At 67.1% G+C, this 16932-nt stretch carries 15 protein-coding genes; 9 read left to right on the top strand and 6 right to left on the bottom strand.

Annotation, left to right across the window (positions count from 1 at the left end):
* Position 1 precedes the first annotated feature (1 nt).
* Both WDZ97_RS10820 and xseB read right to left on the bottom strand, forming a co-directional pair.
* Complete coding sequence (locus tag WDZ97_RS10820) at positions 2-898, bottom strand: polyprenyl synthetase family protein (RefSeq protein ID WP_425762748.1); 897 nt, start codon at positions 896-898, stop codon at positions 2-4.
* Complete coding sequence (gene xseB / locus WDZ97_RS10815) at positions 891-1139, bottom strand: exodeoxyribonuclease VII small subunit (RefSeq protein WP_019919397.1); 249 nt, start codon at positions 1137-1139, stop codon at positions 891-893. The genes WDZ97_RS10820 and xseB overlap by 8 nt, the downstream gene beginning before the upstream one ends.
* Before the next feature lie 190 nt (positions 1140-1329).
* On the opposite strand from xseB, the gene WDZ97_RS10810 reads away from it, so the two are divergent.
* From WDZ97_RS10810 to WDZ97_RS10790, 5 genes are all read left to right on the top strand, one after another.
* Positions 1330-2433: an aromatic ring-hydroxylating oxygenase subunit alpha gene (locus WDZ97_RS10810; RefSeq protein ID WP_304004065.1), complete on the top strand. Its 1104-nt coding sequence runs from the start codon at positions 1330-1332 to the stop codon at positions 2431-2433.
* A gap of 67 nt (positions 2434-2500) precedes the next feature.
* Positions 2501-3349 carry a DMT family transporter gene (locus WDZ97_RS10805; protein ID WP_304004066.1) on the top strand — a complete coding sequence of 283 codons (849 nt, stop codon included), beginning with the start codon at positions 2501-2503 and terminating at the stop codon, positions 3347-3349.
* A 56-nt stretch (positions 3350-3405) separates the two neighbouring features.
* A complete protein-coding gene (locus tag WDZ97_RS10800) occupies positions 3406-3756 on the top strand; it encodes an STAS/SEC14 domain-containing protein (RefSeq protein WP_020163630.1) in 351 nt (116 codons plus the stop codon).
* A 3-nt stretch (positions 3757-3759) separates the two neighbouring features.
* Positions 3760-4593, top strand: coding sequence for a sulfurtransferase (locus tag WDZ97_RS10795; RefSeq protein ID WP_425762747.1), 834 nt, complete (start codon positions 3760-3762; stop codon positions 4591-4593).
* Positions 4560-4859: a DUF3253 domain-containing protein gene (locus WDZ97_RS10790; RefSeq protein ID WP_425762746.1), complete on the top strand. Its 300-nt coding sequence runs from the start codon at positions 4560-4562 to the stop codon at positions 4857-4859. The genes WDZ97_RS10795 and WDZ97_RS10790 overlap by 34 nt, the downstream gene beginning before the upstream one ends.
* Here WDZ97_RS10790 and WDZ97_RS10785 read toward each other — a convergent pair.
* Positions 4826-5752, bottom strand: coding sequence for a LysR family transcriptional regulator (locus tag WDZ97_RS10785; protein WP_425762745.1), 927 nt, complete (start codon positions 5750-5752; stop codon positions 4826-4828). The genes WDZ97_RS10790 and WDZ97_RS10785 overlap by 34 nt on opposite strands.
* A gap of 109 nt (positions 5753-5861) precedes the next feature.
* Here WDZ97_RS10785 and WDZ97_RS10780 point away from each other — a divergent pair, with 109 nt between their 5' ends.
* Both WDZ97_RS10780 and WDZ97_RS10775 read left to right on the top strand, forming a co-directional pair.
* Complete coding sequence (locus WDZ97_RS10780) at positions 5862-6869, top strand: zinc-binding alcohol dehydrogenase family protein (protein ID WP_425762744.1); 1008 nt, start codon at positions 5862-5864, stop codon at positions 6867-6869.
* Positions 6870-6934: 65 nt separating this feature from the next.
* A complete protein-coding gene (locus WDZ97_RS10775) occupies positions 6935-8023 on the top strand; it encodes an alkene reductase (protein ID WP_304004076.1) in 1089 nt (362 codons plus the stop codon).
* 12 nt (positions 8024-8035) lie between these two features.
* On the opposite strand, the gene WDZ97_RS10770 is transcribed toward WDZ97_RS10775, so the two are convergent.
* From WDZ97_RS10770 to norR, 3 genes are all read right to left on the bottom strand, one after another.
* Complete coding sequence (locus WDZ97_RS10770; protein ID WP_304004231.1) at positions 8036-8395, bottom strand: YbaN family protein; 360 nt, start codon at positions 8393-8395, stop codon at positions 8036-8038.
* Positions 8396-8689: 294 nt separating this feature from the next.
* Complete coding sequence (locus WDZ97_RS10765; RefSeq protein WP_425762743.1) at positions 8690-12076, bottom strand: DUF2126 domain-containing protein; 3387 nt, start codon at positions 12074-12076, stop codon at positions 8690-8692.
* A 166-nt stretch (positions 12077-12242) separates the two neighbouring features.
* A complete protein-coding gene (gene norR, locus WDZ97_RS10760; RefSeq protein ID WP_425763015.1) occupies positions 12243-13769 on the bottom strand; it encodes a nitric oxide reductase transcriptional regulator NorR in 1527 nt (508 codons plus the stop codon).
* A gap of 154 nt (positions 13770-13923) precedes the next feature.
* Here norR and ytfE point away from each other — a divergent pair, with 154 nt between their 5' ends.
* Together ytfE and WDZ97_RS10750 are read left to right on the top strand one after the other, a co-directional pair.
* Positions 13924-14616: an iron-sulfur cluster repair protein YtfE gene (gene ytfE / locus WDZ97_RS10755; protein WP_425762742.1), complete on the top strand. Its 693-nt coding sequence runs from the start codon at positions 13924-13926 to the stop codon at positions 14614-14616.
* Positions 14609-16894 (top strand): nitric-oxide reductase large subunit, encoded by a 2286-nt coding sequence (locus tag WDZ97_RS10750; RefSeq protein WP_425762741.1) that lies wholly within the window; start codon positions 14609-14611, stop codon positions 16892-16894. The genes ytfE and WDZ97_RS10750 overlap by 8 nt, the downstream gene beginning before the upstream one ends.
* The last annotated feature ends 38 nt before the right edge of the window (positions 16895-16932 follow it).

The raw sequence follows: 16932 nt of genomic DNA, 5'->3' as shown, positions 1-16932 counted from the left end.
ATCAGTGTTTCCTCGTCAGCACGAAATCCGCCAGTTCGCGCAGGCGACGCGCCTCGTCCCCCAAGGGTGAAAGGCTGTCGATCGCTTCGGCGTGCAGCTCGCGCGCGCGCTCCCGTGCGCGCGCAAGTCCCAGCGTGCTGACGTAGGTCGGCTTGTTCGCGGCGGCGTCCTTGCCCGCGGTCTTGCCGAGTGCCTCGGTACTGGCCTCGCAGTCGAGCACGTCGTCGACCACCTGGAAAAGAAGGCCGACAGTACCTGCATAGTGGTCCAGTCGCGCCTGTGCGTCTACGTCCAGTTGTCCGCAGGCGGCTCCGAGGCGGACCGCGCAGCGGATCAGGGCGCCGGTCTTGTGGATGTGCATGAACTCGAGTTCGGCCACGCCAAGCGCGATACCGACCGAAGCCAGGTCGATCGCCTGCCCGCCGGCCATGCCGCGCGACCCCGACGCGATGGCGAGCTGGCTGACCATCCTGACGCGGGTGTCGGCGGCGACGTCGCAATGTTCGGACAACAGCAAGAAAGCGAGTGACTGCAGGCTGTCGCCCACCAGCAGCGCGGTGGCGTCGTCGTACTGCACGTGCACGGTAGGCTTGCCGCGGCGCAGCACGTCGTCGTCCATGCAGGGCATGTCGTCGTGTACCAGCGAATAGGCGTGTATCAGTTCGACCGCACAGGCGGCGGCATCGAGTGCCGCGCTCGAGGCGCCCGACAGCGCACCGGCGGCGTGACAGAGCAGCGGACGCACGCGCTTGCCGCCGCCAAGGACTGCGTAGCGCATTGCATCGTGCAGTCGTGACGGCGCTACCGCCGCGGCGGGCAGGAAGCGGTCGAGTGCGGTTTCAGTGCGCGTCTGGACGGCAGCGACCCAGTCGGCGAAAGAGGGTACGGCGTCAGTCATGATCGCCATCGCCAACCGGCAGGTCGCGCAGCAGACCGTCCTCCAGCATCTGCACCTTCTGTTCGGCCGCGCTGAGCGCGGTCTGACAATGGCGCACCAGTTCGACGCCGCGCTGGTAGCGTTCGAGCGCACCGTCCAGCGGCAGCTTGCCGTCCTCCATCGCACGCACGATGGCTTCGAGTTCTTCGATCGCCTGCTCGAAGCTGGCGGGTGCGGAAGCCGCTTCTGCTTTTCTGGTCATGCTGATTGGGGCGTCGGGCAAACTCTGAAAAATAGCTGATCCACATCAGCCGGTCAAACGCGCAAGTGGTTATACTGCCCGGCTTTGTCACGCGTTTGCGTGCATCGTCCGTGGTCGCATGAATCCCTGCGCCGCGGGGTCCGCGATGGCAGGCACGCGGTTTTCCAACTTTGACTTCGGGGGTTGGGGAATGTCCGATATACAGTCCATTACCCGTCTTGAACCGGCGCAATCGCAGTTTCCGGTTTCCTGGTACTTCGATCAGCCGTTGTTCGAACTCGAGAAGCGCGTGCTTTTCGACAACGGACCGGGCTATGTGGGCCATGAGTTGATGGTGCCGAACGTCGGCGACTATCACACCCTCGGCTGGGCCGACGATGCGCTGATGCTGGTGCGCAACGAGGCCGGCATCGAACTGCTGTCCAATGTGTGCCGCCATCGTCAGGCCCTGATGATGAAGGGGCGCGGCAACACGCCAAACATCGTCTGCCCGGTGCACCGCTGGACTTACGACACGCGTGGCGAACTGCTGGGCGCGCCACACTTCCCGAACACGCCCTGCCTGAACCTGAAGCGCGAGCCGCTGCAGAACTGGAAGGGACTGCTGTTCTCCGGAAAGCGCGACATCGCCGCCGATCTGGCCGGCATGGAGGTCGCTCCCGCGCTCGACTTCTCGGGCTACATGCTCGACCACGTCGAGATGCACCAGTGCAACTACAACTGGAAAACCTTCATAGAGGTCTATCTCGAGGACTACCACGTCGAGCCCTTCCACCCGGGGCTGGGCAAGTTCGTCACCTGCGAGGACCTGAGCTGGCAGTTCGCGCGCGACTATTCGGTGCAGCGCGTCGGCGTGAACAACCGTCTGGCGCGTCCTGGCACGCCGGCCTACGAGCGCTGGCACCGCGCGGTGCTCGACTTCTACCGGGGCGAAGTGCCGCCGCACGGTGCGATCTGGCTGACCTACTACCCGAACATCATGGTCGAGTGGTATCCGCACGTGCTCGTCGTGAGCACCCTGTATCCGCAGTCGGTCGATCGCACGATGAATGTGGTCGAGTTCTACTACCCGGAAGAGATCGTGCTGTTCGAGCGCGAATTCATCGAAGCCGAGCGCGCGGCCTATATGGAAACGGCGCGCGAGGACGACGAGATCGGCGAGCGCATGGACGCTGGCCGGCGCGCGCTGATGAAGCAGGGCCGTTCCGAGGTCGGCCCCTACCAGTCGCCGATGGAAGACGGCATGCAGCACTTCCACGAGTGGTACCGGCGCGAAATGGTGGACTATCTTTGAGCGCAGCACGGTACAGCGGGCGTGACGGGGCACTTCGGTGCCCCGTTTTCTTGCCGGAGCAGGCGTCGTGAAGTCCTTGTGGATGGTGGCGGCCAGCCTGCTGTTCGCGTCCATGGGCGTTTGCGTGAAGCTGGCCAGCGAGGCGCTGCCCGCCTCCGAGATCGCTTTCTACCGTGCCTTCATTTCCTTGGCGCTGATCGCTGCCGTCATGCGCCTGCGCGGCGCGTCGTTCGCAACGCCGCACGCGGCAATGCATCTGAAACGCGGCGTGTCGGGGGCCATTTCGCTCATTCTCTATTTCCAGGCGATCGCGCTGCTGCCCTTGCCCACGGCCGTGACCCTGAACTACACCTCGCCGCTGTTCATGGCGGCCTGGCTGGGCTTCACCGTCAGTGGAGAGTTGTCGAAGCCGGTCGCGCTGGCGCTGGTGACCGGCTTTGCCGGCGTCGTTCTGGTCCTGCAGCCGACGCTGGACAGCGAGCAGTGGGTCGGCGGCCTGTGCGGCCTCGCTTCGGGGATGATCGCGACGATGGCTTATCTGAGCGTACGCGACCTCGGTCAGCTGGGTGAGCCGGAATGGCGCACCGTCCTGTACTTCTCGCTCTGCTCCTCGGTGTTCGGCGCCGTGTGGGCGCTGATCGACGGCGGCTTTCACCTGCCGGATCAGCGCACCTGTGCGCTGCTGCTGGGCGTCGGCGTGTTCGGCGCCGCAGCCCAGCTCTGCATGACCACGGCGTACAAGGGCGGGCGCACGCTGGTGTCGGCCAGTCTGGCCTACACCACGGTGGCTTTCTCCACGCTTTACGGCGTGCTGCTGTGGAACGATGTGCCGTCCGCCGCGGTCTGGCTGGGCATGGTGCTGATTGTCGCAAGCGGCGTGCTGGCGATGCTCAATCCGCCGCCGGCGAAGCTATAGTCGAAGTGCGGGGCGCGCCCCGCCTCTGTGTCGGCAGACCCCTGGAGGGAAGAAAAATGATCACGAGCGAATACAGCGGCAACCTGGTGACGGTGACGGCCTTCGGCGAATTCACGCTGGCTGACTATCGGGAGTTCGAGGATCTGGTCAATTACCGGATCAAGTTCGAAGGCGTCGTGAACCTGCTGATAGACCTGCGGCAGATGACCGACTTCACGCTCGACATGGCGCTCGAGGAACTGCGGTTCGCACGCGCGCACAGCCACGATTTCGGACGGGTCGCAGTGATCGCCGGCACGCCGTGGGTGGCGTGGACGGCCTGGCTGTCGCAGGTGTTCGTCGACGCCGACGTGACCGTGTTCGACGACGAAGCGGCTGCGCGCGACTGGCTTGCGGAGACCGTCTGAACGATGAGTGTGCTCATTTCCGCGGCCGAACTGACCGCCTCGGCGGGCGATGCCCGCCTGGTCATCGTCGATTGCCGTCACGATCTTGCGCAGCCGGAATCCGGCGAGGCGGCGTGGCGCGAAGCGCACATCCCCGGCGCGCTGTTCATGCATCTGGATCGCGACCTGTCGGCGCCGAAGAATGGCCGCAACGGTCGCCATCCGCTGCCGTCGCCACAGGATTTCGCTAGGCTGCTCGGGGCGCGCGGCATTTCGCCGGCGCACCGCGTGGTGGCCTATGACGACGCCGGCGGCATGTTCGCGGCCCGCCTGTGGTGGATGCTGCGCTGGGTCGGTCACCGCGACGCCGCGGTGCTCGATGGTGGCCTGAGCGCGTGGAAGGCGTTCGGCGGCGCGCTCGACACGACGGTGCGCGATCTGCCACCCACCGACTATCCGCTTGGCGCGGTCGAACCGACGCTGGACGCCGACGCCGTGCTCGCCAGTCTGCGCAGCGGCGGACGCCTGCTGGTCGATGCCCGCGCGCCCGACCGCTTCCGCGGCGAAAACGAGACGCTGGACCCGGTCGGCGGCCATATTCCCGGTGCGGTGAACCGCTTCTTCAAGCTCAATATCGGCGACGACGGCCGCTTCAAGCCGGCAGACGTGCTGCGCGCAGAGTGGCGTGAACTGATCGGCGGCCGCGATCCGGCCTCGTTGATCATGCAGTGCGGCAGCGGCGTCACCGCCTGCCACAACCTGCTGGCGCTCGAAGTGGCCGGCCTGTCCGGGGCGCAGCTCTATCCCGGTTCGTGGAGCGAGTGGTGCAGCGATCCGGCGCGGCCGATGACGCGCTGAGCGACGACCGGGTCGCGGAAGTGCTGCTCGCACGGGTCGCCGGGCGTGCGCCCGGGCGCTCGATCTGTCCGTCCGAAGTCGCGCGCGTGCTGTCGCCCGACGACTGGCGTCCGCTGATGCCCAAGATCCGCGACGTCGCCCGTCGGCTGGCGCGTGAAGGTCGCGTCGTCGTCACCCAGGGCGGCAACGTGCGAGATCCGGATGCCGACTGGCGCGGGCCGATACGCATCGCTCAGCCGCCGCTCAGCGCGTCCGGCTCGATCTGAGCGAACTGTTCGCCGAGATGGTCGAGCAGGCGCCTGACCCGTAGCGGCATGTGCCGGCCGGCCGGCAGCATTGCGTGCAGCGGGAAATCCTCGCCGCGCCAGTCGGTCAGCAGTTCGACCAGGCGCCCGGCGTGCAGGTCGTCCACCACGTCCAGCCGTGCCTTGGTGGCGATGCCCAGACCCTGCAGCACCCACTGGCGCACCAGTGCGCCGTCGTAGGCGAGCCGGTTGCCCTGCACGCGCACGGTCGTGTCGACGCCACCACGCTCGAAGCGCCAGGCCAGATGCGGGCGTCCGCTGCGATAGAGCGCGATGCAGTTGTGCCGCGTCAGCTCCGATGGCTGCTGTGGCGCGCCGTGTCGAGCGATGTAATCCGGTGAAGCCACCACCACGCGCCGGGTCACGTGCAATCGGCGCGCGATCAGCGACGAATCCGGCAGTTCGCCGTAGCGCACCGCCAGATCGACCCGCTCGCGTACCAGGTCCTGCAGCGTGTCCGACACATAGAGCGTCAGCCGCACGCCCGGGTGCTGTTCGATGAAGCGGTCCAGCATCGCTGACAGCGCGCCGCGGCCGAGGTCCGACGGCGCGGCGAGGTGGATGTCGCCGGACAGCGTTTCGCGGCCGGCGCCCAGCAGGGCGCGCGCGTCGTCGATGTCGCCCAGTGCGCGCCGGGCGTGGTCGCGCAGCAGTTCGCCCTCGGCGGTCAGCCGCATCGAACGCGTCGAGCGCTCGACCAGCCGCGCGCCGAAGGCCGATTCGAGTCGCTTCAGTGCGGCGCTGGCGGCGGCCGGTGTCAGCTGCAACTGCCGTGCAGCGGCGCTGAGCGAGCCGGCGTCGGCGATGCGCACGAAAAGTTCGAGCTGGGAAAGCGTCAGATCACGCGGATTCATGGCAACTCAATTTTCAATAAATATTTGAATATGTATTGAGTGAGGGCTGGATTATCAATTCATCTGCCAGTCTGTAGCATGCTCCGATGAACTGGACAGGAGTTGCAGCATGAAAGCCGTTGCATTCAGAGAAAATCTGCCGGTCGAGCGCGCGGACTGCCTGGTGGATGTCGAGCTCGCCCGGCCCGAGGCCCGCGGCCGCGATCTGCTCGTGCGCATCGAGGCGGTCGCGGTCAATCCGGTCGATACCAAGGTGCGTCGCTTCCACGCGCCGCCGGCCGACGGTGCCTGGCGCGTGCCCGGCTGGGACGCGGCCGGCGTGGTCGAGGCGGTGGGCGAGCAGGTCACGCGCTTTCGCCCGGGGGACCGCGTCTGGTACGCCGGTGACCTGACCCGACAGGGCAGCAACGCCGAGTTCCAGGCGGTGGATGAACGCCTGGTCGGTCGCATGCCATCCTCCCTCGGTTTTGCCGAGGCGGCCGCATTGCCGCTGACCGCGATCACCGCGTGGGAACTGCTGTTCGACCGGCTGCAACTGCGTGACGCTGAAGGCCGGTTGCTCATCGTCGGCGCTGCCGGTGGTGTCGGCTCGATCATGATCCAGCTTGCCCGGGTGCTGACCCGCACGACGGTGATCGCCACGGCGTCGCGCAGCGAGACCGCCGACTGGGTGACGCAGCTCGGTGCGCACCACGTGATCGATCACCGCCGTCCGCTCGCCGAAGCGCTGCGCGACGCCGGTATCGAATCGGTCACGCACGCGGCCAGCCTGACCCACACCGATCACCACTACCCGCAGATCGTCGAGGCGCTGGCGCCGCAGGGCCGTTTGGGCCTGATCGACGATCCGGCGCATCCGCTCGACGTGCTCGCACTGAAGCGCAAGAGCCTGTCGCTGCACTGGGAACTGATGTTCACGCGGTCGCTCTACCAGACCGACGACATGGCCGAGCAGGGTCGCCTGCTCGACGAGGTGGCCGACATGGTCGACGCCGGCCGCCTGCGCAGCACGCTGGGCGAGCATTTCGGTGTCATCAATGCCGCCAATCTGCGCCGCGCGCACGCCTTGCTGGAAAGCGGCCGCGCACGCGGAAAGATCGTGCTGCAGGGTTTCTGAACCTGTTTTCTTCCGGGGCGCTGCCCAGGTCGCGACCCCAACCCCATCCATAAATGGAGAACCGAATGACCACGCTGTTCGAACCGACCCGACTGGGTGACATCGCCCTCGCCAATCGCATCGTCATGGCGCCGCTGACGCGCAACCGCGCCCAGGCCGGCAATGTGCCGGGGCCGCTCACCGTCGAGTACTACCGCCAGCGCGCGAGTGCCGGCCTCATCATCGCCGAGGCGACACAGATTTCGCCGATGGCGCAGGGCTATCTCGACACCCCGGGCATCCACTCGGCCGAGCAGGTCGCCGGCTGGCGCAAGGTGACGGATGCGGTGCATGCCGCGGGCGGTCGCATCGTGCTGCAGCTGTGGCACGTCGGACGCATTTCGCATACCTCGCTGTTGCCGAGCGGTGCGGCGCCGGTGTCCTCGACCGCGCGTCGGCCCAATGCGCAGACCTACACGAAGGAGGGTTTCGTGCCGGTGTCCGAACCCCGGGCGCTGCGTGACGACGAACTGCCGGGCATCGTCGACGACTACCGTCGCGCCGCGCGCAATGCGATCGACGCCGGTTTCGACGGCGTCGAGGTGCACGCCGCCAACAACTACCTGCTGGACCAGTTCATGCGCGACAGCGTGAATGACCGCAGCGGTCCCTATGGCGGTTCCATCGACAACCGCATCCGCCTGGTCGTCGAGGTGATGCAGGCGGTGGCGGCGGAAATCGGTGCGGCGCGCACCGGCATCCGTCTGTCGCCAATCACCACCTTCAGCGACACGGCGCGCGACAGCCATCCGCAGGCGCTGTACGGCCGCCTGGTCGAAGTGCTAGCGCCGCTGGGCCTGGCTTTCGTACACATGATCGAGGGCGAGACCGGCGGTCCGCGCGAACCGGCGGATCTGGCGCAGCCTTTCGACTACGACGCGCTGAAGAAGGCTTTCGGCGGTGGCTGGATCGTGAACAACGGCTTCGATCGCGCCAGTGCGGAGGCGAAGGTGGCCGCGGGCGCGGCCGACGCGATCGCCTTCGGCAAGCCTTTCATCTCGAATCCGGATCTGGTGCGCCGGCTGCGCGACAACGCGCCGCTGAATCCGCTGCGCGCCGAGCTGATGTACGGCGGCGGCGCCGAGGGCTACACCGACTACCCGGCGCTCGCCTGACGCCGTTTCAGGCTAATCGTCGCCGGCCGGTTCGGGCCGCGTCCACAGCCAGCTGGCGACGACGATGAGGATGAGCCACACGCTGCCGCGCACCCAGGGCGGCACCGGGCTGAACCACAGCGTGGTGGCGCTGAACAGCATCATCACGCTGGCCAGCCACTTGGCGCGACGCGGCACTGCGCCGTGCGTGCGCCAGTGGATGATGTGTGGTCCGTACGTCGGATGGGCGAGCAGCTTCGCCTCCAGCGCCGGCCAGCCACGGCCGGCGGCCCAGGCGGCGAGCAGCAAGAAGGGCACGGTCGGCAGTACGGGCAGGAAGGCGCCAATGACGCCCAACAGTACCGACACCGCGGCGAGCAGCCGCCACAGCATCTGACGGGTCCAGTGGATCAAGACGGGCAGGGCGTGATGCGAAAGCCGCATTGTGCCGCAGGCCGGCGCGCGGCGCAGGCCGCAAGTCAGTCCATGAGGTGGGCCGGCCGGGATGCTCGCGGGAACGTCCGTGCTTCAGGGCAGGGCGCGGCGATCCACGCCGCAATCGCGAGCAAGCTCTCTCCCACGGAACCGACGACTGCGCCTGAGTTGTTGCAGGCGCCGGTCCTGAGCGGGCCTTGCCGGTGGGCGGTTCTGTGAAAAGTTATGGGGCCGTAATGCGGACGCTTCCCTTCATCGCCTGAGATCCAGCGTGAACGGGAAGTTCGGGTTGCGTTCCTCGGGCGGGGCGGACACCTGGCCCGGCGTGTGGCCCATGGCGAAAAAGCGCGCCAGCCGGCGGCCTTCCGCTTCGTAGGAATTAACCGGGAAGGTTTCGAAATTGCGGCCGCCCGGGTGGGCGACGTGGTACTGGCAGCCGCCCATCGAACGCTTCATCCAGTCGTCCACAAGGTCGAACACCAGTGGGCTGTGCGGCGGAATGGTCGGGTGCAGGCAGGTCGCCGGCTGCCATGCGCGGTAGCGCACGCCGGCGACGAATTCGCCGACGCGCCCGGTGGGCTGAAGCGGAATGCGCCGGCCATTTACCGCCAGCACGTGGCGGTCGTCCACCAGCCCCTGCACCTTCACCTGCAGCCGCTCGACCGAGGAGTCGACATAGCGCACGGTGCCGCCGGGTGCGCCTTCCTCGCCCATCACGTGCCACGGTTCGAGCGCACTGCGCAGTTCGACCTGCACATTGCGCGCGGCGAAGGCACCCATCTTCGGGAAACGGAACTCGAAGTGCGGCGCGAACCAGTCAAGCTCCATCGTGTAGCCGAAGCTGCGCAGCTCGTCGACGACGTCGCGCAGATCGTCCCAGACGAAGTGCGGCAGCATGTAGCGGTCGTGCAGTTCGGTGCCCCAGCGCTTCAGGCGCGCCGGCTGGTAGGGCTGCTGCCAGAAGCGGGCGATCAGCGCGCGCAGCAGCAGCTGCTGGGTCAGGCTCATGCGCGCGTGCGGCGGCATTTCGAAGGCGCGCATTTCGAGCAGGCCGAGGCGGCCGGTCGGGCCGTCGGGCGAGAACAGCTTGTCGATGCAGAACTCGGTGCGGTGCGTGTTGCCGGTCGAATCGACCAGCAGATTGCGCAGGATGCGGTCGATCAGCCACGGCGGCGTATAGCCCATGTCGCGCGTGCGGCGCTCGATTTCGGCGAAGGCGATCTCGATCTCGTATACGGCGTCGTTGCGTGCCTCGTCGATGCGCGGCGCCTGGCTGGTCGGGCCGATGAACAGGCCGGAGAACAGGTAGGACAGCGACGGATGGTTGTGCCAGTAGCTGATCAGGCTGCGCAGCAGGTCGGGCCGGCGCAGGAAGGGCGAGTCGGACACGGTCGCGCCGCCGAGCACGAAGTGGTTGCCGCCGCCGGTGCCGCTGTGGCGACCGTCGATCATGAACTTCTCAGTGCCGAGCCGGGTTTCGTGCGCCGCCTCGTACAGGAAGGTGGTGCCGGCCACCATGTCGTCCCACGAACGATAAGGCTGGATGTTCACCTCCAGCACGCCGGGGTCGGGTGTGATGCGCAGCACTTCGAGGCGGGCGTCGCGCGGCGGCTCGTAACCTTCAAGCACGACCGGGTGGCCGCAGTCGGCAGCGGTCGCCTCGATCGCGGTCACCAGCTCGAGGTAGTCCTCCAGCGCCGTCAGCGGCGGCATGAACAGGTACATGACGCCGTGGCGCACCTGCGCACACAGTGCGGTGCGGGTGATCCAGGCGGCGGACTCGAAGGCGTCGGGGCGGCGGTCGGTGGAGGGCGCCACCGGGCTGCCGCTGTCCGGCAGGGCATAGCCCAGACGTTGCGCGCGGTCGCCGGTCAGGCCGGCGAGCGGCGTCTGCATGCGCCAGGCGATGTCGCGCCATTGCGGCAGTGCGGTCTGCGGTGCCATCGGGTCGGCGGCATGCACCCAGGGGTAGTCGGTGGCGGCGACCCACGGTTGGGAGTCCAGCGGCAGCCGATAGCCGAGCGGCGAATCGCCCGGAACCAGATAGCAGCGCTCGGTGCGCAGGAACCACGGACCGCTCTGCCAGGCGTCGCCGGCCGGCGTACGTGCCAGCGGCAGCACGTGGCCGACCACGCTGTCCAGGCCCTGGTCGAACACACGGCGCATGCGCTCGCGTTCGAGCGGATCGTCCAGCCGGGCGTCGAAGGGATCGACGTTCACTGGCAGCTTGCGCTCGCGCCACAGGTAGTACCAGACATCCTCGTAGGCCGGGAAGGCGTGCTTGCCGTCGATGCCGAGGCGGGCCGCCAGTACGTTGAGGAAGCGCGCCGCGTCGCCTTCGGTCAGTGCGTAATCGACGGATTCGTCGGCGAACAGGCCGGAATCCGTCCAGATCTGTTCGCCGTCGCGGCGCCAGAAGCAGCTGAGCGACCAGCGCGGCAGCTGTTCGCCCGGATACCACTTGCCCTGACCGTAGTGCAACAGACCGCCCGGCGCGTAGCGCGCCTTCAGCTTGGCCAGCAGTTCGGCGCCAAGCAGGCGTTTTGTCGGCTTTTCCGGCGGCGAGTCGGCGGTGGTGTTCCATTCGGCGCCGTCGCGGTCATCCACCGACACGAAGGTGGGTTCGCCGCCCATGGTCAGTCGCACGTCGTGCAGCTTGAGATCTGCGTCGATCCGATGGCCCAGCGTTTCGATGCGCGACCACTGCGCGTCGCTGTAGGGCCGGGTCACGCGCGGTGCTTCCCACACGCGCTCGACCTTCATGTGGTGTTCGAACTCCGACTCGCACTTCTCGCTGAAGCCGCTGACCGGCGCGGCCGACGACGGTTCGGGCGAACAGGCGAGCGGAATGTGGCCCTCGCCGGCGAACAGGCCGGAAGTCGGGTCCAGCCCGATCCAGCCGGCGCCCGGCAGATACACCTCGCACCACGCGTGCAGATCGGTGAAATCCTTCTCGGGGCCGCTCGGGCCGTCCAGCGATTTCACGTCCGGCGTCAGCTGTATCAGGTAGCCGGACACGAAGCGCGCAGCCAGGCCGATGTGGCGCAGCACCTGCACCAGCGCCCAGGCCGAGTCGCGGCAGGAGCCGCTGGCCTTCTGCAGCGTTTCCTCCGGCGTCTGCACGCCAGGCTCCATGCGGATCAGGTAGCGGATGTCGTTCTGCATCTGCTGGTTCAGCGCGACCAGGAAGTCCACGCTGGCACGCCCGCCGTTGCACAGCGCCCACGCGTTATCGACCCAGCGCGAGAACTTGGGCGCGTTGTCGCGGCCGAGCGGCAGTTTCACCAGATAGGGGGTGAGCTCGTGCGTCTGCTCTTCGCTGTAGCCGAATGGAATCTTTTCCGCTTCCGGTTCGAGGAAGAAATCGAAGGGGTTGATGACCGACATTTCGGCCACCAGGTCGATCTCGATGCGCAGTTCGCGCGTGCGCTCCGGGAACACGATGCGGGCGAGATAGTTCGACTGCGGGTCCTGCTGCCAGTTGATGAAGTGCTCGCCCGGCGTCGCCTTCAGCGAGTAGGACAGGATGGGTGTGCGCGCGTGCGGCGCCGGACGCAGTCTGACCACCTGCGGGCTGAGCATGACCGGACGGTCGTAGCGGTAGTGGGTGACGTGGTTCAGCGCGACGTGGATGGACACGGAGGACTCCGGTTACATGCTGGAAAGGGTTGGTGGCTTCAAGCAATTAGTGTGCGCAAGCCAAGTGCATGATTTTCAGTCTGTTTTGTTTCAGCGTCCTTCCGTGCTTGGGGCGGCCGGCGTGTGCGCGCACCGGCACTGTGCATTAGTGGAAAGTCCGTCATCGCTATTTGAGGCCGAGCCGGCGAGCGAGCTTGTGCAGATTGCTCGGGTCGACGTCCAGCCGCCGGGCGGCATCGGCCCAGTTACCGCCGCAAGCGTCGAGCGCCGCCCGCACCAGCCGGCGTTGCGTCGCGTCGACGGCATCGCGCAGCGGCATCAGGGTGACAGGTATCGCTTCGTCAGTGGGCCGGGGGGGCATGACGCCAGGCAGCGCCGGGCCGTCCAGGTCGAGCAGTTCGGCCGGAAGCGACACGATGTCGGTGCGCGCAGCGCCACGGCTCACCACCTTCAGCGCCGCGCGGCTGATCACGTGTTCCAGTTCGCGCACATTGCCCGGCCACGGATAGCGACAGAGCGCGTCTTCCGCCTCGGGCGACAGACGCAGGCTGCGCAGGCCGAGACGGGCGCGGTTCAGTTCGAGGAAGCGGCCGGCCAGCAGCAGCACGTCGCTGCCACGCTCGCGCAGCGGCGGTATCGGTACCGGGTACACGGAAAGCCGGTGATAGAGGTCGGCGCGGAAGGCGCCGTCACGCACGCTTTCGCGCAGCGTGCGGTTGGTCGCCGCGATCACGCGCACGTCGACGCGTCGCGGCTGATCGGCGCCCAGGCGCTGGATTTCGCCGTTCTGCAGCGCGCGCAGCAGCTTGGCCTGAACGGTCAGCGGCAGTTCGCCGACCTCGTCGAGGAACAGCGTGCCGCCGTCGGCCGCCTCGAAGCGTCCCGGGCGGTCCGTGGTGGCGCCGGAGAAGGCGCCTTTCACGTGACCGAACAGTTCGCTTTCGGCCAGCGATTCCGGCAGCGCCGCGCAGTTAACATGGACCAGCGGCTGCGTGGCGCGGCGCGAATGGCGGTGCAGGTGACGGGCGAACAACTCCTTGCCGACGCCGGTTTCGCCGAGCAGCAGCACCGGCAGCTCGGATTCGGCCACCACCTTCAGTTCGTGCAGCAGACGCTGGATCACGTCGCTGTGGCCGATGATTTCAGCCTCGTCCGCCGTGGCGCGCGCGTCTGCCGGTTCGCCGCCACGCGACAGGCGCAGCGCGTGCAGGTCCTGTTCCAGCCGGGTCACGCGTACCGCCGCTTCGACCAGCAAGGTGAAGCGACGCAGGTCGTCGCGCGCCGCCTCGGTGAAGGTGCCGGTCTGCAGTGCGTCGAGCGTCAGCGCGCCCCAGGTCTGTCCCTCGACGTGCAGGCTGGTGCCCATGCAGTCATGCACCGGCAGTGGCTCGCCGATGCGGGTGTCGAGCAGACCGTCATAGGGGTCGGGCAGCGTGCTGTCGTGATCGAAGCTGGTGATGTCGCGGCGCGACAGGATGGTGGCCAGTCGCGGGTGCTGACCGACGACGAAGCGCCGGCCCAATGTTTCGCGCGCCAGTCCGTCGACCGCCAGCGGACGCAGGCTGTCTTCCTCCAGTTTCAACAGCGCCACCGCGCCACAGCCGAAGTGGGCGCGCAGGCTGGATACCAGACGCTGCAGGCGCACCGCGGGCGGCAGTTCCGACACGAGGTCGGCGAGCAGCAGGGATTCCATCATGGTTCTAATGACCCTTTAAGGGTTTTTAATACCTCACTTGGTGAGGGTCGAAAATACCTTAATTTTCGCAGCTTGTTGATTTCATTTGATCGATTCACATGGCCCGGACCTTGCGAAGTGAGGGTGTCTTCTTCCATACGAGGCTCTCGCCATGAACCTGATCGACCAATCCCTCGGCGCGCTGGCGCGCAGCATTCCCGGTGCCACCCAGGTGTTTCACGAACACAAGCTCGATTTTTGCTGCGGCGGCAAGCACAGCTTGCAGGAAGCGGCAGCCGAGCGCGGCATCGAAGTGCAACCCATCGTCGATCGCCTACGCACCCTTTCGTCGTTGGCCACGCGCGAGGAACGCGACTGGCGCACGGTGCCGGCGGCCACGCTGATCGAGCACATCCTGGTCCGCTTCCATGACCGCCATCGCGAACAGTTGCCGGAGCTGACCCGCCTCGCGCGCCGGGTCGAACAGGTGCACGGCGATCGCCCGGACTGCCCGAACGGCCTCGCCGATCATCTGGCAACGATGCAGCAGGAACTGGAAAGCCATATGCAGAAGGAAGAACAGGTGCTGTTCCCGATGCTCGCCCGCGGACACGCGGCGGCGCTGCAGGGGCCGGTCACGGTGATGCGCAACGAGCACGACCAGCACGGTGAAGCGCTACAGCGGCTGGAAGCGCTGACCGATGACATCACGCTGCCGCGTGGCGCCTGCAATACCTGGCGCGCGCTCTACGTCGGCCTGGCCGCGCTGCGCGAAGACCTGATGGAACACATCCACCTGGAGAACAACATCCTGTTCGAAGGGCTGAATCCGGCACCGGCCGAGGCGGAGACCGCTCATGGGTAACTATCGCAAGCTGTGGTTCATGCTGATCGGCGTGCTCATCGTCACCTTCTCGCTGCTCGGGTACTACGGCGTCGAGGTGTATCGCAGCGCGCCGCCGATACCGCAGCAGATCGTCAGCGACGACGGCCGCGTGCTGTACACGCACGATGGCATTCTCGACGGGCAGACCGCCTGGCAGTCGGTCGGCGGCATGCAGCTCGGCTCGATCTGGGGCCATGGCGCCTACCAGGCGCCGGACTGGACCGCGGACTGGCTGCACCGCGAACTGCTGACCTGGCTGGATCTGGCCGCGCAGGACGCGCACGGCAAAACGTATGCCGAACTCGACGCCGACACGCAGGCACTGCTCGCCGCGCGTCTGAAGCGCGAGTACCGGCGCAACACCTACGACGCCGCAAGCGGCATCGCCACCGTATCGACGCTGCGTGCGAAGGCGATCGAGCGCACCGCCGACTACTACGCCGAGCTGTTCGGCGATGCACCGGCGCTACAGGGCTCGCGCGAAAGCTACGCGATGAAGGAAAACACGCTGCCCGATCCGCAGCGGCGCGCGCAGCTTGCCGGCTTCTTCTTCTGGACCGCCTGGGTGGCGGCGACCGAGCGGCCCGGCACCAGTGCCACCTACACCAACAACTGGCCGCACGAACCGCTGATCGGCAATGCGCCGACCGCGGAGAACGTGGTGTGGTCCATCGTCAGCGTGGTGGTGATGATGGCCGGCGTCGGCTTCCTGATCTGGGGCTGGTCCTTCCTGCGCAAGCAGGACGAGAGCGACCCGGCCGCGCCGGCGCAGGACCCGCTGTCGCGCGTCGCGCTGACGCCGTCTCAGCGCGCGCTCGGCAAATACCTCTTCCTGGTCGTGGCGCTGTTCGTGTTCCAGGTGATGCTGGGCGGCTTCACCGCGCACTACACCGTCGAGGGTCAGACCTTCTACGGAATGGACGTGTCGCAGTGGTTCCCGTATTCGCTGGTGCGCACCTGGCACATCCAGAGCGCGCTGTTCTGGATCGCCACCGGCTTCCTCGCCGCCGGGTTGTTCCTGGCGCCGCTGATCCACGGCGGGCGCGATCCGAAGTACCAGAAGCTGGGCGTGGACGTGCTGTTCTGGGCGCTGGTCGTGGTGGTCGTCGGCTCCTTCGTCGGCAACTACCTGGCGATCGCGCAGGTCATGCCGCCGGAGCTGAACTTCTGGCTCGGCCACCAGGGCTACGAGTACGTCGACCTCGGCCGCGTATGGCAGATCGGCAAATTCGTCGGCGTCGCGCTGTGGCTGGTGCTGATGCTGCGCGGCATGGTGCCGGCACTGCGCACGCCTGGCGGCGACAAGAATCTGCTGGCGCTGCTGACCGCGTCGGTGGTGGCGATCGGCCTGTTCTACGGTGCGGGCTTCGCCTACGGCGAGCGCACTCACCTGTCGGTGATGGAGTACTGGCGCTGGTGGGTCGTGCACCTGTGGGTCGAAGGCTTCTTCGAAGTGTTCGCGACCACCGCACTGGCCTTCATCTTCTCGACGCTCGGCCTCGTTTCCGGCCGCATGGCGACGGCGGCCAGCCTGGCCTCGGCCTCACTGTTCATGCTGGGCGGCGTGCCCGGCACCTTCCACCATCTGTACTTCGCCGGCACGACCACGCCGGTGATGGCGGTCGGCGCCTCGTTCAGCGCGCTCGAAGTGGTGCCGCTGGTCGTGCTCGGTCACGAGGCGTGGGAGAACTGGCGCCTGAAGGACCGCGCGCCGTGGATGGCCAGGCTGAAGTGGCCGCTCATGTGCTTCGTCGCGGTAGCGTTCTGGAACATGCTCGGTGCCGGCGTATTCGGCTTCATGATCAACCCGCCGATCTCGCTCTACTACGTGCAGGGTCTGAACACGACGCCGGTGCATGCGCACGCCGCACTGTTCGGGGTGTATGGCTTCCTTGCGCTGGGCTTCACGCTGCTGGTGCTGCGTTACGTCCGGCCGCAGCTGGAGTTTGGCGAGCGTCTGATGAAGACCGGCTTCTGGGGGCTCAACGTGGGTCTGGTGCTGATGATCGCCACAAGCCTGCTGCCGATCGGCCTGATCCAGTTCCACGCCAGCGTCAGTCAGGGGCTGTGGTACGCACGCAGCGAGGAATTCATGCAGCAGCCGCTGCTGGAAACGCTGCGCTGGGTGCGCACCTTCGGCGACGTGGTGTTCATCGTCGGCGCACTGGCAGTGGCCTGGCAGGTGGTGAGCGGCGTGTTCGGACGCTCCGGCCGCGCCCCGGCTCCGACCGCCGCGCTGGCAGGTGCCCGCCGATGAACTGAGCACCACCGACCTCCCTCCTTGTCGTCACGCAT

Origin of the sequence: Methyloversatilis sp. MC4-4 (genome assembly GCF_049843555.1) — a bacterium.
GTDB lineage: Bacteria > Pseudomonadota > Gammaproteobacteria > Burkholderiales > Rhodocyclaceae > Methyloversatilis > Methyloversatilis discipulorum_B.
Note: the sequence above shows the minus strand (reverse complement) of the source record. Positions and strands in the feature narration are given on the sequence as shown.